General features: G+C 26.8%; 25 protein-coding genes. All 25 read right to left on the bottom strand.

Annotation, left to right across the window (positions count from 1 at the left end):
• Positions 1–51: 51 nt before the first annotated feature.
• Complete coding sequence (locus ACQPVP_RS05835) at positions 52–726, bottom strand: HD domain-containing protein (protein WP_430840549.1); 675 nt, start codon at positions 724–726, stop codon at positions 52–54.
• A gap of 250 nt (positions 727–976) precedes the next feature.
• Positions 977–1,426 (bottom strand): hypothetical protein, encoded by a 450-nt coding sequence (locus tag ACQPVP_RS05830; protein ID WP_430848146.1) that lies wholly within the window; start codon positions 1,424–1,426, stop codon positions 977–979.
• Between the two features lie 128 nt (positions 1,427–1,554).
• Positions 1,555–2,157: a DJ-1/PfpI family protein gene (locus ACQPVP_RS05825; RefSeq protein ID WP_430840548.1), complete on the bottom strand. Its 603-nt coding sequence runs from the start codon at positions 2,155–2,157 to the stop codon at positions 1,555–1,557.
• 259 nt (positions 2,158–2,416) lie between these two features.
• On the bottom strand, positions 2,417–2,728 hold the full coding sequence (locus tag ACQPVP_RS05820) for a CPBP family intramembrane glutamic endopeptidase (RefSeq protein ID WP_430848144.1): 312 nt from the start codon (positions 2,726–2,728) through the stop codon (positions 2,417–2,419).
• A 495-nt stretch (positions 2,729–3,223) separates the two neighbouring features.
• On the bottom strand, positions 3,224–3,898 hold the full coding sequence (locus ACQPVP_RS05815; RefSeq protein ID WP_430840546.1) for a Type 1 glutamine amidotransferase-like domain-containing protein: 675 nt from the start codon (positions 3,896–3,898) through the stop codon (positions 3,224–3,226).
• 78 nt (positions 3,899–3,976) lie between these two features.
• Entirely contained in the window at positions 3,977–4,669 is a 693-nt protein-coding gene (locus ACQPVP_RS05810) for a 5'-methylthioadenosine/adenosylhomocysteine nucleosidase (protein WP_430848074.1), read from the bottom strand.
• Positions 4,670–4,911: 242 nt separating this feature from the next.
• Positions 4,912–5,307: a GNAT family N-acetyltransferase gene (locus tag ACQPVP_RS05805; protein WP_430840544.1), complete on the bottom strand. Its 396-nt coding sequence runs from the start codon at positions 5,305–5,307 to the stop codon at positions 4,912–4,914.
• 96 nt (positions 5,308–5,403) lie between these two features.
• The gene (locus tag ACQPVP_RS05800; RefSeq protein WP_430848072.1) at positions 5,404–5,964 is read right to left on the bottom strand and encodes a GNAT family N-acetyltransferase; all 561 of its coding nucleotides are present in this window, start codon (positions 5,962–5,964) and stop codon (positions 5,404–5,406) included.
• A gap of 34 nt (positions 5,965–5,998) precedes the next feature.
• Positions 5,999–6,541 (bottom strand): class I SAM-dependent methyltransferase, encoded by a 543-nt coding sequence (locus ACQPVP_RS05795; RefSeq protein ID WP_430840542.1) that lies wholly within the window; start codon positions 6,539–6,541, stop codon positions 5,999–6,001.
• Between the two features lie 109 nt (positions 6,542–6,650).
• Positions 6,651–7,166 carry a 2'-5' RNA ligase family protein gene (locus tag ACQPVP_RS05790; protein ID WP_430848070.1) on the bottom strand — a complete coding sequence of 172 codons (516 nt, stop codon included), beginning with the start codon at positions 7,164–7,166 and terminating at the stop codon, positions 6,651–6,653.
• Between the two features lie 105 nt (positions 7,167–7,271).
• Positions 7,272–7,499: a hypothetical protein gene (locus ACQPVP_RS05785; RefSeq protein WP_430848068.1), complete on the bottom strand. Its 228-nt coding sequence runs from the start codon at positions 7,497–7,499 to the stop codon at positions 7,272–7,274.
• Between the two features lie 224 nt (positions 7,500–7,723).
• Complete coding sequence (locus ACQPVP_RS05780; protein ID WP_430848066.1) at positions 7,724–8,242, bottom strand: ClbS/DfsB family four-helix bundle protein; 519 nt, start codon at positions 8,240–8,242, stop codon at positions 7,724–7,726.
• Positions 8,243–8,320: 78 nt separating this feature from the next.
• A complete protein-coding gene (locus ACQPVP_RS05775; protein WP_430848064.1) occupies positions 8,321–8,863 on the bottom strand; it encodes a GNAT family N-acetyltransferase in 543 nt (180 codons plus the stop codon).
• 47 nt (positions 8,864–8,910) lie between these two features.
• Positions 8,911–9,861 (bottom strand): phosphotransferase, encoded by a 951-nt coding sequence (locus ACQPVP_RS05770; RefSeq protein ID WP_430848063.1) that lies wholly within the window; start codon positions 9,859–9,861, stop codon positions 8,911–8,913.
• A 51-nt stretch (positions 9,862–9,912) separates the two neighbouring features.
• Positions 9,913–10,428: a GNAT family N-acetyltransferase gene (locus ACQPVP_RS05765; RefSeq protein ID WP_430848061.1), complete on the bottom strand. Its 516-nt coding sequence runs from the start codon at positions 10,426–10,428 to the stop codon at positions 9,913–9,915.
• A 104-nt stretch (positions 10,429–10,532) separates the two neighbouring features.
• Positions 10,533–11,138, bottom strand: coding sequence for a hypothetical protein (locus tag ACQPVP_RS05760; protein WP_430848059.1), 606 nt, complete (start codon positions 11,136–11,138; stop codon positions 10,533–10,535).
• 35 nt (positions 11,139–11,173) lie between these two features.
• Positions 11,174–11,680: a GNAT family N-acetyltransferase gene (locus ACQPVP_RS05755; protein WP_430848057.1), complete on the bottom strand. Its 507-nt coding sequence runs from the start codon at positions 11,678–11,680 to the stop codon at positions 11,174–11,176.
• A gap of 352 nt (positions 11,681–12,032) precedes the next feature.
• A complete protein-coding gene (locus tag ACQPVP_RS05750) occupies positions 12,033–12,800 on the bottom strand; it encodes an ABC transporter ATP-binding protein (protein WP_430840533.1) in 768 nt (255 codons plus the stop codon).
• Entirely contained in the window at positions 12,797–13,759 is a 963-nt protein-coding gene (locus tag ACQPVP_RS05745) for an ABC transporter ATP-binding protein (protein WP_430840532.1), read from the bottom strand. The genes ACQPVP_RS05750 and ACQPVP_RS05745 overlap by 4 nt, the downstream gene beginning before the upstream one ends.
• Positions 13,760–13,767: 8 nt before the next feature.
• A complete protein-coding gene (locus ACQPVP_RS05740; RefSeq protein WP_430840531.1) occupies positions 13,768–15,309 on the bottom strand; it encodes an ABC transporter substrate-binding protein in 1,542 nt (513 codons plus the stop codon).
• 14 nt (positions 15,310–15,323) lie between these two features.
• Complete coding sequence (gene nikC / locus ACQPVP_RS05735; RefSeq protein ID WP_430848055.1) at positions 15,324–16,175, bottom strand: nickel transporter permease; 852 nt, start codon at positions 16,173–16,175, stop codon at positions 15,324–15,326.
• An 11-nt stretch (positions 16,176–16,186) separates the two neighbouring features.
• Positions 16,187–17,125 (bottom strand): nickel ABC transporter permease, encoded by a 939-nt coding sequence (gene nikB / locus ACQPVP_RS05730; protein WP_430848053.1) that lies wholly within the window; start codon positions 17,123–17,125, stop codon positions 16,187–16,189.
• Positions 17,126–17,172: 47 nt separating this feature from the next.
• Entirely contained in the window at positions 17,173–18,132 is a 960-nt protein-coding gene (locus ACQPVP_RS05725; RefSeq protein ID WP_430848052.1) for a M14 family metallopeptidase, read from the bottom strand.
• 223 nt (positions 18,133–18,355) lie between these two features.
• Positions 18,356–18,922, bottom strand: a complete 567-nt coding sequence (locus ACQPVP_RS05720) for a GNAT family N-acetyltransferase (RefSeq protein ID WP_430848050.1) — start codon at positions 18,920–18,922, stop codon at positions 18,356–18,358.
• A gap of 258 nt (positions 18,923–19,180) precedes the next feature.
• Positions 19,181–19,494, bottom strand: a 314-nt coding sequence (locus ACQPVP_RS05715) for a SpaA isopeptide-forming pilin-related protein (RefSeq protein ID WP_430848048.1), incomplete at its 5' end; no start/stop codon positions are given.

Here is a 19,494-nt window from a genome sequence, read left to right as displayed (position 1 = left end):
GATTAATAAATCTAAATATCGATTATATATTTTAAATCAGCATTTAAACTTCTATCTTTCCAACATCTCTCTAAATAATTCCCATTCACTATTGTTAAATAGTACTTTGGCATTTAATTTCATTTTTTTCGAAAAAGTTATTATCGCATTAAAAACCTTTGTTATGAAATAAAATTCCTCTAATTCATTTTTATTAATTTTATCATCACAAATGAATTTAATTTCAAAATCATTATTATTAATATCAACTAAAATATCTTTAATATATTGTAACTCCTTCATTCCCTTTACATGATATCCTTCTTTTGCTACCCTAGTGTATTTTATATCCAATTTATCACTTAAAATTAGAGTTAATGCAATGATATTATCACTATCAAATCCATCACTATGAATCTTTATTGCCTCTAAAACTAACTCCTTATTTTCTAATATAATATTATTACCTTCAAAGTACTGTTTTGCAAAATTATAGCTTCTTATGGCATGATTCTTTTTTCCTTCTATTGCACCAGTATCATGTAAAATAGCTGCTATTTTTGCTTCCTCTATAAAATTATCATCATAATCTAATTTCTTTAATAAAGATTCAACTAAATGAGCAACATTTTTAACATGTTCTAAGTTATGATGAGCCCATCCTTTATCTAAATCTTCAAATTCAGATATTTTATTATAAACTTCAATTATTGTTTTATCATTTTCTATTTTTTCAAATCTGTTCACTTTCTTCACCTATTTAAACCAATATATTATTCTTTTATACCCTAGTATAGTAATGAACTAACACACTTTTATATTAATTATAATGAATCTACTACAATATTATCATTTAATATTAGTTTTCCATCACTATTATATATGGCACATTATTGCTATTTCTCATTAATAAAAATATTTAATATTTTATTAGCTACCTTCTTCATATTATATACATATTTTAACAAAATTAAAAGGAAACCTAAAAAGGTTTCCTTTATAGTTTAATCTTTAAAATCTCTTCTTTACTAAGTTTTGAATATTTAATTATTTTTTCAATTGGCTCATTATCTTTAAGCATTTCTTTTGCTATCTCAAATCTTTCCTCTATTTTTCCTTCTTCTCTTCCTTCTTCAATCTTCTCTCTATCACGTTCTAAAAGTGTCATAAATTCCACCTCCACATTCTGACTATTCTTAACTTTAAGTACTTTTTTATGTACATTTTTAACAAGAGTCCCTTTAGATTCTTCTGCTATTTTATCATTTGACTGTTCTACATATCTTAAGAATTCAATAAGTTCATCACTTATATCCTTCATTACACCCCTTGTATTTAATATTATCTTATTAGTATCATCTTTTAATTTTATATTATTATCTTCTTTACATACTGTTTCAAATGTATATTTATGTCTTCCTTTTTCAAATAAATCAAAAGTACATATAAAAATAATATAACTTTTTGCAAGTTTATTGTAATCTTCTCCCTTGCTTATTAAATCTAAATCAATATTCCCCTCCTATTAATCTATCTGATTACTTACCATATATTAATAGCTTATATTTTTTCTTATTAATTAATAACTTCATGTGGCATATGAAATATAAGTTCTTCTTCACTATATTCACGAGCCACTGGTGCAAAAATATTTTCATCACAGTCTATACCAACTTTTCTAGCCACCATAACTGCAAACTCACGAAATGCAAATCCTATTGCAGTAATTAAATTTTTATCTTCACATACTGGCTTTCTAATAATATTTTCTCTTGGTATAAAAGAATATTTATCTATATCTTCTTCAAATAATCCACAACAAAATTTATGATTTTTTAATAAACCTGCTTTTCCAAGTAAAATTGGTGAGCTTGATATACTAGCAATAACTATTTTTTTATCATCAGAAAACTGTTTCAAAAACTCAATATTTTTATCATCATTTAATGCCTCTCTAAAGTCCCATATCCCAGGAGTAATTATACAATCATATTCATCACGATTAAAATCTGAAAATGTCTTATGTGGTAATATTTTAAATCCATCTTCGCTATTAACTGGACTCAAAGAGGATGCAAATACCGTAATTTCTTTATCATACCACTTAAATATTTCTGTAAGACAACTTATTTCTTGCATACAGAATTGTGGAAATATCATAATAGCCGCTTTTTTCATATACCTATCCCCTAACCTAATATAAATTATCTGTAAATTCATTATTTTACAGATTTAACAACAACAACCCCAAACCATTCTCCCTCAAAAGGAATTAAATCAGAATCAGACTTTTCTCCTATTGATTCTCCAATAGTTATTACATCTGTACTATTAAAATTTGCTTCAATATGAGCTCTTTTTATTTCTGATTACATTTTGGACATTTTAATAATTTAAGAACTTCTTTATACATAATTTTTCAACTCCTTTTAATTTTCTATACCCAGTTAATTAGTAAATGCAATATTATACCTGGAGTAAGTGATTTAGAATTTAAATATACTTTTCCTAAAATATATCCAATTAATATGTGCCAACAGATCCCTAGAGGAGAAGAAACTAGATATAGGTGTGGTATTCCAAAAAGTATTGATTGTATAATATTTACTTTCGTATCACTTAATTGAAATGATTTTAAGGCCGAAATTAAAAATCCCCTAAAAATAATCTCTTCAAAACCTGCATTAAAGATTAACGCCATAATTATATTAAAAATATAATCAAATAAAGATGAAAAATTCCTATACATAAATAATGAAGTTCCATACTTGTACAATTCAGGCATCAATAAAGCAAAAAAATCACAATAATAATAACTAACCACTTAAATGAAAGTTTCCAGTTGAAATCTCTGAGCTTAATTTTCCAAAAATAACATGAGAAAATGGGTAATATAATAATAATAATTCTTACAAAAGTTAATGTGAAAATACTTCCTATAAAGGGTAATAAATAAATAAATATTTTGTTTGGGTATAATGTTATAATGTAAGCTAAAATAAAAGTAAATATAGATTTTCTATTTCCAAAAATACTCTCATCATCTTTATCACAAAACTTTAGAATATTTAATAATATAACTACACTAATTCCGGTTACAGATGAATATTTTATATAAAATTTCTCATAGTAGATAACTATCCCCATACATAATATTATTATAAAAATCCACTCTAAAATTAATTCTTTAGTTTGAACCTTGCTTTTGATATCACTTAGTATGTTCATAATCCCCCCAATAAACTTATATTTTTAAATTATTAAAAGCAATAACATCTCCAATTATTAAAAAATAATTACCATCAATAATTATTCCTCCATTATCTTTTATTGCATAAACTGTATCATCTTTTTCTTTTAAAATTCTTTTTATACAATCATTTTGTATTTCAGTACCTTCATAATGAACTTCAATATATAAATCTTTATCTATCATCCCAAGACCATTCAAATGTAAAAATTCCGAATAATCTTTATCTGGTGATATATAATAATTTTTAAGTTGCATTAATGCTCCAGCACTTGCACCAATAATTATTTTGCTATCATCTATATAATTTAGTAACTTTTTCTCCATAACTCGGTTAACAGCCCTATCAGGTAGCCCCCCTGTTAAGAATACAATTTTACTATTTTCTATAATCTTTTTTATTTCTTCATTAGAATCCTCAAAGTAATTAATCCATTTAATATTATTTTCCTTAATACCAAAATCCATAAATGGAGTTACTATTTCTCTGTAATACTTCCCGTAGTCACTATTGTATGCATTCTGCCATTCTATATTGTTACTTATAAATTTTTCATTAAATGCAAATGGAATAATAACTACTTTATCATCACTATTTATATATCTTTTGAGTTCATTTTTAGCCCAATCTTCATTAAAGCTATATTTACTTAATAATATATTTACCATAGATACCTCCATAAAAATTCTCACTTCTACACAATTATAATAATGAACTACCGCACATTTATATTAATTAAAGTAATATTACTTTTCTTTAATAGCCATTAATAATTTCTCCAAAATTTTAATAGAATTATATGATGCTGATACACAATTAACTTCAAATGTTTCTACACCAAATTCCTCTTCTGTATCACTTATAGATCTTATAGCAATAAACGGAATCTCATTTACATAACATACATGAGCAACACTTGCTGTTTCCATATCTACACATAAAGGACTATACTTCTCAATTATTTCTTTTCTTCCATTTTCACTTATAAAGGCTTCACCAGTTACTATTTTTCCGAAATACACTTTTTGAGAAAATATATTTTCTTCTACTACTTGTCTACTTAATTCAATAAGGTTACTATCACATTTGAAGTATATACTTTCCATCCACGGGTGATATTCTGTTAATATTCCATCTGCAACATCATGATATGATACTTCTGTTGAAATAACTGTATCACCAATTCTTAATGTATTATCAATTGCCCCTGCTACTCCAGTTACGATAATATGAGTTACATTAAATTTATCTATTAATATCTGAGTTGCAATTGCAGCATTAACTTTACAAACTCCACAATATAATGCTACAACATCTATATTATTAAATTTTCCAATATAGAATTTTAACATTGCAATAGAATATATCTTTTTATTTTGTATTTGCTCAATAAAAGGCATAATTTCATCTTCAGATGGTCCTATAATTCCAAATTTCATAATATCACCACTTATATATATTTTTTTCTTCTTTTCTAAGTCAATGAATACTTAACAAATTCATATTTATCTATATTTTAAATAATAATTATTCATTTTATTATACCATATAATTAAATTACTGTTATATTTTTACTTGTAGTTCAATAGAGATTATTTTTAACAAATCATAGTACATATTTAATAAAAAATAAAAGGAAACCAATTTTTAGGTCTCCTTTATAGTTTAATATTAAAAATCTCTATTCACTTTTATATGTTTCAATTTGACCGCATAGCATTGTATAAAAACCAAACTTTTCATAAAAGCTTCTTAGTTCTTCTCCTCCATAAATTACAGAAATCATATAAATTTCTTTCTTTTTTATATAGCTAATAGTTTTGTTCATTAGTTCTGTTCCTATACCTTTATTTTGATAGTCAGGTCTAACCATTAGATCTTGTATATATGCATCTAACACACCATTACTTACCACTGATACATATCCAATTAACTTCAAGTTTTCATAACAAGCAATTGTAATAAAATCTTGTAATTTTGGATTTTTCAATTCATTCTCCATTCTATTCCAACCAACTGATTGACGTAAATCTGATAAAGAACAAACATCTACTTTCTCATTTATAATATAATACATCTTATACCCCTACTATATTTTCACTTACAATATTATTTATAAATTTACTTCATGAATACCTTCTCCATAGAATATCTACAAAAAAACATAATATACTTAAATAGTATTCAGCCACTCACTTCTTAAAATTGAGTAAACTGCTAAACTGCTAAATCTATCATTTCTAAATTGGACCTCTCTCAATGTCCCCTCATAGATCATTTTGCACTTTTTCATTACTTCTCCAGAGGCTATATTATCTATATTGTGTTTTGCACAAATTCTATTTATTCCAACTTCTTTAAACAGAAAATTTATTACATTTTGAAATGCCTCAGTTGTAATGCCTCTATTCCAATATTTGCTTCCAATAGAATAACCTATTTCACAAGATTTATTAACATTATCTAATTTAACAAGTGATATACTTCCAATTACTTCATTAATCTCTTTTAACTCAATTACCCAGTTATAAACACTACTGTCTTTATAATCTGATATCCATAAATTAATAATATCTTCTGAATCCTTAATGTCTTTATGTGTTTGCCAAGATAAATATTTAGTTACCTTAGAGTCGCTTCCCCAATTTTTAAACATATTTTCAGAGTCAGTTATTTCAAATTTCCTTAAAATTAATCTATTTGTTTCAATAAGTTTTGTTCCTATATGATTCATACTATTCCCCCAATATTTTTAACAATATAATCATCTATTCCTTATAAGCATCGATAATAATTGATACCATGCCTAATTTACCATCATTATTTCTAGTATCAAATCTTAGTGACCTCCCAATTATACCTTCTTCGGTATTCCAATAATTAAAATGAAATCTTCCATTTTCGTCACAATATTCAAGTAAATCTACTTTAAAACCTGCTTTTTCAAAAACTTCTATTAAGGTTTTATAGTCGTAGAAAACTTTATGAGTATATGCTGGATGATCTATACTCCCTGGTCCCCCTGGTTTGCACATATTATAGTACCATTCATTTTTATAATTAACATCTGGAACAGCTACTCTAATATATCCACCAGGTTTTAAAAATTTATATAAATTTTTTCCTGCTTCTATTCCTTCTTCATAATTTAAATGCTCAAATACATGTTCAGCTAAAAATGCATCAACAGATTCTTCTTTTTCAAATAACTTATAATAATCATTAATATTTAATAGATTTAATTCATTTTCTTGCGTTGCAATCCATCCTTCATAAGAAGTATTCCCTGCCCCAATAATAACTCTCTTCATCTAACTGATCTCCCCCTTCAAAGCTTATTTATATACTTAATATTACATTGCATAATAACTAAAAATTTTCTTTACAAACTATGAATAATTCTCATATATTTGAAATTTGTTAATTAAGTTCGTACTCTATTACAATAATTGATTCTTCATGTTCACTAATCATTTCAACAGATATCTTTCTAACAATAGTACTAAATTTATCATTACATCTATTTACATCATCAAAAGCTTTATTAAGCAACTCAATGGAAGATAATTTTCCAACTGTCATATGTGGAATATAATCATATCCTAAATCAACTTCCCTCAGTTTATCTTTATATAAAGTATCATGAATTTCCTTAATTATATTCATGCCTTGTACTACATTTAAAAATAAGTAATTTCCATATCTATCTTTCTGTTTACTGAAGCCTTCTAACTCAATTTTAAAAGGGTGTATATCACTTAAGCACTCTTTTATATATAAATTAAGTTCTTCATTACTCAAATCACTCTCAAAAGGAAACACTAAAGTAATATGTGGCGATACTAAATCTACTAAAGGATCATATTTCCTACGTATATCATTTATAATATTTATATTTTCAAACTCTGGAAAAATCATAATAGTTCTTCTATTCATTATTCTCCTCTTCTATAATAGCCTTCTTTATTATTTAGATATGTTTATATAACTTTTAATATTTTTTCGTAAATATACTTTTCTATTATATGTTTATTTTCTTGATTAATCTAAATTATAATTACAATATGAACATTGCTTTATATTATCAGTAGATTTTCCTTTAGGTAATTTTGATTTACATTTAGGACATCTCCAAATAATATTTTCTAAAATTTTAAAACAACCATATATTATAAGTCCAACTATCCCCTTATCTATATTTTTAGTTACACCCCATATAATTGTTGAAATTAAGAATATACTTTCAATAAAAGATATTATAGATATCAATTTCACTCTTGTTTTAAAGTTAATATTGTTCATGATTATTTAAATTAAATCCCCTCTTCTAAACTAATAATTTTTTCATTATATTTTGCAAAGTTTTCTTCTTTATTATCCTGAATACTACCTTCACCAAACCAATATCTATCTTTATGTTTTGAAATAACAATTTCTTTAATGCTTGGTTATATAATTATATTGTGAAAAAGCTTTATCTAAATAAGGAAATTTTATAATTCTAATTTCTTCCATTTTCTTATCTTAGTTCTAAAAGTCCCAAAGGGTGCAACTGTATTTACATGAATAAATTTATATACTTCCCATACAGCTGTTTTGGTAGCTTCATCAGCCCACTTCCTTTTATGAGGTTTAAATAATTCCTCCTCAGTCATACTATCTATCATTTTATAAATATCATCAATATTTTCGTCGAGCATATTTTTTAATTCCCTTAAAGATAAGTGAGCATATTTATCTGTAAACCATTGATACAGTTCTCCTAACTGGTTCCATTTAAACTTTTCAGTTGGTGTTTTTACTTCTAGTCCTGCTCTCTCATCATTTTCCCACTTTAAAATTAAAGTCGTCCACCCCACTTGATAGGCAAGATTTTCAGCAGGAGTTCTGTCAACTTCTTCACATCGTTTATCCTTAAACTCTTCCGGAATACTATCAAATTCTAAAATATATTTTTCATACGTTTTCTTAATTTCATTTTTTAATTCTTCTTTATTTTCGTATACTCTCACTTAATATCTCCTTTTCAAATTCTAATTATAGCTATTTATCTCATAACTTCTTAATATAATAGATTGAGCATTAGTTACTTAATTATTCTCATACTCAGATCTTAGAATGTTGTAATATAATGCATTAACCTCAATATTATCTAATCGTTCTAGATTTTCTTTTCTTGTAAACTTATATTTAAAACCACATTTTTCATTAACTCTTTTAGAGTTATTATTAAAATCATAATGCCCACACCATATTAAATCTAAGTTCATTTTTTCAAATCCATACTTAACCAATGCTCTTACTGCTTCTGGAATATATCCATTTCCCCAATACTTTGGATTTAAAACATATCCAATTTCTCTTTGTTCTAAACACTCCAAAGAAATATCTGGTTTTCTATTATGTAATCCTATGCCTCCAATTACCTTATTTTCTTTCTTTAAAACTATTGCATATGAATCATTATTACTTATGAACATATTTATTATTTCTTTACTTTCCTCTTCTGATTTATGTGGCTTCCATCCAGTATTTGGGCCAACTAATTCACTTTGAGCATATTCATACAAATCACTGCTATCACTTATGCTCCAAGGTCTTAAAATTAATCTATCAGTAAATATTGTCTCCATTTTCTGCCCCCTTTTAATTCTTTAGATAATTTCTTCCTTATTATTTACTAAACATTCAACTGATCTTTTCCATTCAAAATAATATCTGATAAAATCTGTGCATTTTTATAATAGTAATTAAAGACTTCATCTCTATCTATAGTACCATCATTCAATTCACTTTCTATAAATTCAATGCATTCATTTAGACATGAAAGTATTACATCCCATATAAACTGTTTATAATCAGGTTTGTATAACAACTTATTATATAATTCCTTCAAGAAAATCTTTCTATATTCATCTGTCATATAAAAAGGAAATGGAAAAAAGTCTTCTGAACCATGCGCTATTAAGCGTGCAATATCTAATGAATAGGGCATAACACCTGAAAATCCCCAATCTATTAAAATAATTCCACTATCATTTTTTATTGCATTGCACTGAAGAAAGTCTCCATTACATAAAGTACGTGGACATGTTAATTGTCTCTCTAAAAAAACACTATATGCAAAATATAATTTTGATTCATTTTTAAGACAATTTGCCCTTCTATTTATTCTTCTCAAATATCTATCAAAACGGTTATCCAACTTATTTTCTTCAAAATGATTTTCTTGCCAATACATATTAAAAATATGTGAAAGACTATCAGCACATTCATAAGACATATTTTTATTAAATCTTCTTAAATCCATTCCAGGAATATACTCAATTAAGATCCAATTTATTTTATTAACGCAAGTCCATCCCTCAAATTTAGGAACAGGTAAATCTTTACCTTTAAGAAAGTTCTCATAAACCTCTATCTCATTTTCATCTGACTTTTTTAAAATATATATTAAATTATCTATCTTTACTTTATAAACATTATAGGTTCTATCAACACCCTTATCTTTGTCGTAAAATCTCTCTATATCTACCTCTTGTTTAAGTTCTGGTTTTATTTTCTTAAAAATTTCCTTTAACATATTAATATGATTAATATCTTCAATTCTCTCTGTATATACGCCTTTCACTTAATATCACCTTTCCTAATAAGGTACATTTCCCCTTTAATCAAATTTATATTAATCTATATGTAGCTTATAAACATGTGATTCATAGATAATATTTGTCTTAGGTTGCTTAAAGCTACTTTTATGATCTATATGCATTCCGCATTTTTCTAAAACTCTCCCAGATGCAACATTTTCTATAGCACAATCTGAAATAAAATCTTTAATTCCTAAACTATATCCAAATTTAATTACTGATTTTACAATTTCAGTAGCATAACCTTTTCCCCAGAATCCTTGTTTAATTGAATATCCAAATCCCCACTCATCTTTATTATTTGTAAGTCCAAAACAACAAGTTCCAATAACTTCACCCGTATCTTTTAATATTGCAACTGTTAAGAAACCATTCCCATTCCCCTTTTCTCTCCTTTCACATATAGATATAACCTCTTCTATTGATTCAACTGGATCTCCCATATATTTTTCATTTTCAGAATTACTCCATATTTCCCAAATATCTTTAGCGTCATTTTTTATCACTTTACGAAGAATTAATCTTTCACTAACAATATTATCTGACAACATATTAACTTCTCCCCTTTTAAAGCCTTATTTAATATAGAATAGAATTATCTTTATATAAATTTCTTTCTATCTCTAGATAGTTTTTATATTTATTAGTTCAAGTTCTAAAAAAAGTCATTACAAAACTTATTCCACTTTTTTTTATATTCATCATGGGTTAATATTGTTAAATCATATGGAGTTAAAACATTTCTTCTTTTTGCTTCTAAAACAAAATCTACAATATAATCTTCTTCTTGGGTATAAAATCCATATACTTGTTTATAATCTCTTTTAGTAGCTAAATATAATCTTGTATGACCATCTAATGAAACTAATTCATCATTAATTTTAGTTAATGGAATAAAAATATTATCTCCACTTTTAATAAATGATGATACTGATTCAACTTTACTTTCATCTACATAAAACTGTGATGGTTGAATATCTTTAATACTTACCTTAAAGATATCAATATCGGGAAATGATTTTATAAGTTTATTATTTATATCATAGAATTTAGTTATATGCTCAGCATAAAATCTAAATTCATCAATTACTTCCTCAATGTTTATTTCCTTATCAAACTCGACCATTGCTGTATTCTTACTAGTAATTTTAAATGAACATTTATATTTATCATCTATAAGGAATGCTCCATGCTCTAATAATACTTCTCTAGGAAATCTTATATCGTCATATTCATTTATTCTTTGTATTTTGTGAGACATAGCATCACTTCCTTTTATTTTTTTCTTTACTCCTATTATCCAATTATTTTAGCCATATAGTATTCGTCTATATATTCTCCATCAATATACAGTGATTTTCTTTTTATACCTTCTATTTCGAAACCATTTTTCTTATATAAATTTAAAGCTATTTTATTAGTACAAAGTACTGTCAATTCAAGTCTTACAATCTTTTTCTCCTTTTCCCACTCATTTAGTCTTTTAAAAAACTCTGTCCCAATTCCTCTATTACGATACTTTTCTCTTATACCCACAACTATGTATGCACTATGCTTTTCTCTTCTTACCCTACCAACCTGTGCTGTAATATATCCAACTATTTCATTTCCGTCCAATGCTAAAAAACATAAATCATTACCATCAACCGCATTATCAATAGCACCTTGAAGTCTAGTTAAATTTTTACCTCTTTCGCCTGGCTCATATAACATAAACTTTGTTTCATAATCTAATTGATTCATCATATTCCATAAAGATTCTGTATCTGATCTTTCAATATTTCTAAATATAATATTTTCCATAAACTACCACCTCATTATATAAATAACTCATTTGTTTTTTTTAGTTATCGTAAGTAATAATATGTTCTATTTCATTCTTAAGATTATCTAATTTATCCTTCTCACAATTTTCCATTTTTAATCTTAAGTATATCAAAGTCTCTTTCCATTTACAATATATGGTTTGAATTCTTTCTAAATTTGATTAAAGAATTTTTAATTTTCTCATTAAGAAGATATTCTAATCATTTTTTTAATGTACATCTATCAAATTTACCAAGAAATAATAATCTCTTAGCGTATCTTTAATCATAAAAAATAAAAAACTCCAACAAATTGAATCGTTGAAGTTTTCCATGTCATACTATATTCTCTATTTTAATAATATTGATTTTAATAACAATTTTGTATATTCACATTTAGGTTTATTAATAACATTATATACAGAACCTTCTTCTACTATATTTCCATCCTTTAAAACAATTACTCTATCACAAAAACTACTTACTAAAGCTAAATCATGAGTTATGAATATATAAGAAATATTAAATTCCTCTTTCATCTTTATTAAAAGCTCTAAAACCTGAGCCTGAACAGATGCATCTAAAGCACTTGTTACTTCATCACAAATTAGTACTTTAGGATGTGATGATAAAGCTCTTGCTATAGCTACCCTTTGACACTGTCCTCCACTTATCTCATGTGGGTATCTATCTTTAAATTCTATTGGCAGTCCTACTAGCTCTAATAATTTATCTACCTTTTCTTCCTTATCCTCTTTAGTTAATGAACATAAACTACAAACATATTCCTTAATGGATTCACCAATAGTCATTTTAGGGTTAAGTGATCCTATTGCATCTTGAAAAACCATTTGCATTTCTTTATAAACCAAATTTAACTTTTTCCCCTTTATATTGCTAATATTTTTACCATTAAAAATAACTTCTCCTGAATCTACTTTCTCTAAATTCATAATAATTCTTGCTAATGTACTTTTACCACAACCACTTTCTCCAACAATTCCTAAGCATTCACCTTTCCTAAGTTCAAAACTTATGTCATTTGCTGCTATATGATAATGGTTCTTTTTCTTATATTTCTTTTTTATATTTTTACATTGCAAGATTATTTCATTCATTTTTTCAGCTCCATTTCCTCTATGTAACTACATGCTATCCATCTATTATTACCAATATCTTTTAACTTTTGCGTTTTATATCTACAATTACTATTGGCTTTATTACAACGTGGTGCAAAGCTACATCCTTTTTCCTTTTCATTAAAATTTGGTTGGCTTCCCTTAATACCTATTGGTAATTTTCCATCTAACTTAGGAATTGCATTAATCAAAGCTTGTGTATAGGGATGCTTTGGATCTTTCAAAATACTTTCTTTATCTCCATATTCTACAATTCCACCTGAATACATAACTGCAACTTTATCTACCATATGAGATATTACTCCCATACTATGAGTTACAATTATTATACTTGTATTAAAATTATCTCTTAAATTCATCATTTCCTTTACTACCTGTGCTTGTACTGTAACATCTAAAGCACTTGTTGGTTCATCTGTAACTAAAAGCTCTGGTTCCATTATCATTGCTAAAGCAATTGCAACTCTTTGGTTCATACCACCACTTAATTCAAAAGGATAACTATTTAGAATACATTTTACATCATTTAAATTTACTTTTTCTAACATTAATTCTGCACGTTTTAAAGCTTCCTTTTTACTTATCTTAATATGACTTTTTAATACTTCTACAAATTGCTTTCCAATCTTTTTTATGGGATTTAATGTTGAACCTGGATTTTGAAAAACTATTCCTATTTTATTTCCCTTTACTTTTCTCAATTCCTTTGAAGTCATATCCAAAAGGCTTTTCTCCTTAAAAAATATATCTCCCTCTACTATTTCTTCATCATTTTCCATATCTCTGATTAAACTTCTAATTAAAGTGCTTTTTCCAGACCCACTTTCCCCTACAATCCCTAATATTTCACCTGCTTTTATATCAAATGAAATATCTTTTATTATTTCTGTTCCTTTATTATTTATATGTAGATTTTTAATTTTTAATATACTACTCATTATTTCACCTATATAATATCTGTATTTGCATTAAATTGATAGTAATCTGTAGGATGTGGGTTTATACCAGTAACATTATTTTTCATTACAAAGCTCATCTTCATATGTGCAATAAAATTATATGCATTATCATTTATTGCTATATTTTGAATTTCTATTGCAAGCTTATCACGCTCTTCTTTATCAAATTCAATCTTTAATTTATCAATTAAGTAATCAACCTCTGAATTGCTATAATCTCCATAATTAGATGCCCCATTAGTTCTTATTGTATTATTTAAATATGCTAAAGCATCTCCAGTTGCAGTTGTTATATTGGAATATAAAGCTAAATCAAATCTTCCCGAATCTAATATATCTGTAATATTATCACTTATTTCTATATTAACCTCTATTCCTATATTCTTTAAATCATTTTGAATTGCTTGAGCAATACTTGGAAGTTCAGCTCTTGCTGAATATGTTACTAAATTTAAAGATAAGTTTTCTCCATCCTTATCTAATATTCCATCATTATTTGTATCACTATAACCTTCATTTCTTAGTATTTCTATTGCTTCCTCTTTATTAAATATTATATCTGAACTTTCTAAACTATAGTTAGTGTTACTAGGAAATATTCCTAAGCTTTCAGATGCTTGCCCTTTTAATATTGACTTACAATAAAGCTCTTTATCTATAAGCATATTAATAGCTTTTCTTACGTTAGAATTTACTAAGTGTTTGTTATTTTGATTAAAGTACATAGCTATAACTCTTGATGTATCTATGCTACTTACCTTATAGTTGCTATCACTTTCAAATAAATTAACCATATAATATGATAATCCTTGGGCTACATCTATCTCACCTGATTGCAATGCCATAGCTAAAGTATCAGCATCAGCTATTGGAATAACCTTAATACTATCTAGTTTAACTTCCCCATCCCAATAATTATCATTTTTCTTAAAATAACTTGAGCCACTGTGATTAAACTCTTCTACCATAAAGGGTCCTGTACCTATTGGATTTGTATCTATATCTTCATTTGAATATACATCAATTATAGATACAAATGGATCACACAAATCATTTATTAAAGTAGGATTTTCTTCAGTTGTAGTTATTATTATATTATTTTCTTCCGTACTTATATTTTCAATTTTTAATGTTGCTTTTGCTCTAGAATTTAATTCTAATGTTCTTTCTATTGAAGCTTTTACAGCTTCTGAATTTAACTCCTTACCATTTTGAAAAGTTATATTATCCTTAATCTCTATTTTCCATGTTTTATTATCAATTTTCTCATAATTCTCTGCAAGCCATGGTATAACTTCCATATTCTCATCTAATTTAAATAAAGTTTCAGCAACACCATATCTTACAAGAAACCAACCACAATATCCATTGGCAGGATCCAATACCTTTGTACTTAATGTTGTTCCAAATACCAATTGTTCTTTACTATCCCATTGTACTTCCTCACTTAAACTACTACATCCAATTAATTGTGTTGCAAGTAAAAGTATATATATTAAAACTATCTTTATCTTCTTAATTCTTTCCACCTACTTATAATATTTTACTTTGAATCTAATAAATCTCTTGTTACATCTCCTAATAGATTAAACAAAATAACTACTATTAATATTGCCATTCCAGGAGCTAACATAGTCCACGGTGCAAATTGAATAAAACTTTTTCCTTCACTTATCATAGCTCCCCATTCTGGAGTTGGTAATGGTGAACTTAAACCTAAAAATGAAAGAGAGGACATTTCCATAACAACAGTTCCAATATCTAAAGATGCTGTAACTATGAGATATGATAATATATTGGGAATAATATGTTTAAACATTATATAAATCGAACCATGCCCACTGATTCTACTTGCCTTAATAAAAGTTTCTTCCTTCAATTCTAATACCTTACTTCTAGTTATTCTTGCATACTTTGTCCAGCCAATAGCTCCAATTGCTATCATTGCATTTAACATTCCCCCTCCAAGTATACCTGCTACTGCAATAGCTAATACTAATCCAGGGAAGGCTAAAAATACATCTACTATTCTCATAATAAATCTATCAACTTTTCCTCCAATATATCCGCTTATAACCCCAACAATTGTTCCAAATAAAAAAGTAATAATAACTACAATTAAAGCCGAAAATATTGTTCTACTTCCTCCATATATTATTCTAGATAGTATGCATCTTCCTAAAGAATCTGTTCCTAATGGAAATTCTCTACTTGGAGATTGTAATGTATTTAATAAATCTATAGCATATGGATCATTAGGTGCTATTTGGGAAGCAAATAAACTGATAGCACATATTATTACCAAAATTACTAATATTATGTAAAGCTTAATCTTGTTCTTATCTATATTTTTAATTCCAAAACTTCCTTTACTGTTTTGCTTATATGATATCATTTGAACTCTCCTTATACATCCCTAACTCTTGGATCAAACACTCTATACAATAAATCAGTTATTAGGTTTATTATTATAAAGATAACTGCTATCCAAAGAACATATCCTTGAATAATTGGATAATCACGATTTGCTATAGCATTTAAAAGTACACTTCCAATCCCAGGCCAAAGGAATATTGATTCTACAACCGCTGTTCCCCCCATAAGTGAACCTATAGATAGCCCTGTCAATGTTATAACTGTAATCATAATATTATTTAAAACATTGCCATAAATAATAATACTCTCTTTAACTCCTCTTGCTCTTGCACCCTTAACATATCCCTTTTCTAATTCTTCTATTACAACAGATCTTATTTGACGTATATATTTACTTATCATTGATACTGATAATGTTACTGTTGGTAATACTAAACTCCTTATACCACTTTCACTTAATATTGGTAACCATTTAAGCCTTAAAGAAAATATAAGTAATAATATTAATGCAAGAAAAAATCCCGGTATCGAATTTCCTATAAATGTGAAAACTCTTATTATACTATCTATAAATTTATCTTTTCTAATTGCTGATATTATCCCTAAAGGTATTGAAACAATCAACGTTAATATCATTGAGCTACTTGCCAAGATTATAGTATAAGGAAGATGCTCTTTAAGCTCTTCTGTCACATCTATCCCTGTTGCATATGAATTACCTAAATCACCATGAATGACACCTTTTAACCAACTAAAATACTGATTTATAAATGGTTTATCTAACCCCATCTCTCCCCTTACACTCTCTAACAACTCTGGCGTTACTACTGTCCCCTGGGAAGTTAATATAATTTCTGCTGGGTCTCCTGATGCCAAATTCATTAATGCAAAAGATATGAATGATACAACTATTAAAATTGGTATAGTACCTATAATTCTTTTTATTATGTATCTAACTATATTTCTCACCTATCTCTGTTCAACTAAGTTTTTCTAATATAAATTACATTTTAATATTAATTAATTCTACCGTATGCAATAAGGGAGCTATCTTTTGTAACAGAATAAGCAACTGTATTATATAAAACTACTGCATCAAACTTTGCATAATATGTATCTATAATATTACCAAAATAATCCGTTACCTCCCCTAACTTTTCGCCTTCTTTTATTTCTTGTCCAGCCTTTACAAAGCAAGTCCAACACCCGTCATTTAAAGCCTCTAAATATACCGCTTCTTTTATTTCCCTTGGAGAAAACTCATTTTCTTTTATTTCACAATCCAAAACATTTAAAACTGATAAAACATTTAATATATCTCTTTTATATTCTTTTACATCCTCTTCTTTACATAATCCACAGCCACCACGTTCTATCAATAAACTTGGAATATTCTTTCTTATTGCAGCTGAAGTATAAGTTCCATTTGTAGTATTTGATTTAACATAATAAGGTACATTAAAAGATTTAGCCATATTAATGGAAGCCTCAATTATACTCTTATCTGCTAATCCAGGATAATATATATGTGGCAATAAATCTTCATGTATATCACCTCCATGAATATCTAAATAAAAGTCAGCTTTTTCTTGTAACTCATTAGATATTACATAGGCTATTTTTTCTGAAATAGTCCCATTCTTATCTCCCGGAAATACTCTAAGTATATTTTTATTATCCTCTGGCACAACTGCTGCATTCCTTCCGACAAAGCCTTGTGTATTAACAGGATGAACTATTATTATTTGCCCACTAACTTTCTTAGGATCAATTTCCTTCGCTAGTTCTATTGCCGCTTTTATACAAGGGTACTCTCCACCATGAACACCAGCAGTAATAAGCACTGTACTACCTTCATTAGCTCCATTTATTATTGTTACTGGCATTTTTGTTTCTGTATTTAATATATTAATAAATCCTTGTTTTTTCTCTCCAACTTTTGCACTTAATTCGCATATAATAAATTCTTTTTTCAATATATAATCTCCTTTTCTATTTTTAATAATTATTATAAAATATATATATTTCATCAGCAAGTCTAATCTAAGCTTATCATTTAATTGAACTTATATAATAAAAGTGCCTAGTACATAGACACTTCCTAAATATATTATAATTTTTATTTTAATAATATTTTAAAATTATTTTCACAAGGTTAAATAATCTATTTACCTCATTGTAATCAATAAATTTAAACTTTTAATACTTATTTATAATTTCTTGAATCTTTTCTTGATTTATTTTACTGACTGATAGAAATGGCTCTGGTTCTATATTATATGGCATAATTTGCTTTTCAAACCATTCTACATCATGCCATTTATTATTTTTGTATCCCGTATTGTGATAGATACCAAGACTTGTAAATCCTAATCCCAAGTGAAGTCCTTCACTTCTTTTATTAGGAACAGTGACCCCACCATATACAGTTTTTATTCCCTGTAATTTCAATATATCTATCAATATGTAATACAGTTTTTTTCCTATTCCTTTAGAGGTGAAAGATCTATCTAAATATATTGATAGTTCTGCATTCCACTGATATGATTCTCGTTCCATTTGCCTATGTGCATAAGCATATCCTAAAATCTCTCCATTTTCCTCACACACTAAATAAGGATAATCTTTAATAATAGCAGCAATCCTCCCTTTAAAGTCTTCTTCTGTTGGAAGTACACATTCAAATGTAATTGAAGTATCTATATATTGAGAATATATCTTTAACAATGCCTTGCTATCATTTATAGTAGCTAATCTAATTATCATTTTATTTTTCCTTTCAAATTACTATCTATATAATAATGAAATATTATTTATTTAGTATTATAATACAATTTATAATTTTTGTAACATATTTTACCAATACAAACATTATTCAATTTTCAGTTATTAAAAAAATACCGCATATCCTTTTTTCTAACTTTTGGGGTCAGATTATTTTGGATAATGCGGTATTTCTATACTTATTCTATATTTTTAATAATACTACTAAAATAATTAGTTATTTAAATTTTATTATATATACTATTTTTCATGTCTAAATCTAAAAAGTCTAAATCCAGTAAAAGTGATTAATAATGCTAACATCATATATAGATAAGTATCAGTTCCACCAGTATTCGGTAAAGCGTTGTTAGATGTATTGTTATTATTTGGCTTATCTGTTTCTTCTAACTTTTTATTAGTCATGCTTGCTTTTACTATTTCACCACTTGTTTTTATTTCAAACGGATATAGCTTTTCATCAATAACATATCCTTCTGGTGCATCAAACTCTTGGTAATAATACTTTCCATATCCTAATTCAAATGTTGCTAGTCCCTTTTCATCTGTACGTC

Origin of the sequence: Clostridium nigeriense, from assembly GCF_050585265.1 — a bacterium.
Lineage (GTDB): Bacteria > Bacillota > Clostridia > Clostridiales > Clostridiaceae > Clostridium > Clostridium nigeriense_B.
Note: the sequence above shows the minus strand (reverse complement) of the source record. Positions and strands in the feature narration are given on the sequence as shown.

What these genes read in the sequence shown, in the direction of transcription:
- ACQPVP_RS05760 (WP_430848059.1), bottom strand. Translation starts at nt 11,138, where the DNA reads ATGTCTCACAAAATACAAAGAATAAATGAATATGACGATATAAGATTT.
- ACQPVP_RS05825 (WP_430840548.1), bottom strand. Translation starts at nt 2,157, where the DNA reads ATGAAAAAAGCGGCTATTATGATATTTCCACAATTCTGTATGCAAGAA.
- ACQPVP_RS05765 (WP_430848061.1), bottom strand. Translation starts at nt 10,428, where the DNA reads ATGTTGTCAGATAATATTGTTAGTGAAAGATTAATTCTTCGTAAAGTG.
- ACQPVP_RS05795 (WP_430840542.1), bottom strand. Translation starts at nt 6,541, where the DNA reads ATGAAGAGAGTTATTATTGGGGCAGGGAATACTTCTTATGAAGGATGG.
- ACQPVP_RS05775 (WP_430848064.1), bottom strand. Translation starts at nt 8,863, where the DNA reads ATGGAGACAATATTTACTGATAGATTAATTTTAAGACCTTGGAGCATA.
- ACQPVP_RS05800 (WP_430848072.1), bottom strand. Translation starts at nt 5,964, where the DNA reads ATGAATCATATAGGAACAAAACTTATTGAAACAAATAGATTAATTTTA.
- ACQPVP_RS05745 (WP_430840532.1), bottom strand. Translation starts at nt 13,759, where the DNA reads ATGAGTAGTATATTAAAAATTAAAAATCTACATATAAATAATAAAGGA.
- nikC (WP_430848055.1), bottom strand. Translation starts at nt 16,175, where the DNA reads ATGATATCATATAAGCAAAACAGTAAAGGAAGTTTTGGAATTAAAAAT.
- ACQPVP_RS05720 (WP_430848050.1), bottom strand. Translation starts at nt 18,922, where the DNA reads ATGATAATTAGATTAGCTACTATAAATGATAGCAAGGCATTGTTAAAG.
- ACQPVP_RS05790 (WP_430848070.1), bottom strand. Translation starts at nt 7,166, where the DNA reads ATGAATAGAAGAACTATTATGATTTTTCCAGAGTTTGAAAATATAAAT.
- ACQPVP_RS05750 (WP_430840533.1), bottom strand. Translation starts at nt 12,800, where the DNA reads ATGAATGAAATAATCTTGCAATGTAAAAATATAAAAAAGAAATATAAG.
- ACQPVP_RS05755 (WP_430848057.1), bottom strand. Translation starts at nt 11,680, where the DNA reads ATGGAAAATATTATATTTAGAAATATTGAAAGATCAGATACAGAATCT.
- ACQPVP_RS05810 (WP_430848074.1), bottom strand. Translation starts at nt 4,669, where the DNA reads ATGAAATTTGGAATTATAGGACCATCTGAAGATGAAATTATGCCTTTT.
- ACQPVP_RS05820 (WP_430848144.1), bottom strand. Translation starts at nt 2,728, where the DNA reads ATGTATAGGAATTTTTCATCTTTATTTGATTATATTTTTAATATAATT.
- ACQPVP_RS05815 (WP_430840546.1), bottom strand. Translation starts at nt 3,898, where the DNA reads ATGGTAAATATATTATTAAGTAAATATAGCTTTAATGAAGATTGGGCT.
- ACQPVP_RS05805 (WP_430840544.1), bottom strand. Translation starts at nt 5,307, where the DNA reads ATGTATTATATTATAAATGAGAAAGTAGATGTTTGTTCTTTATCAGAT.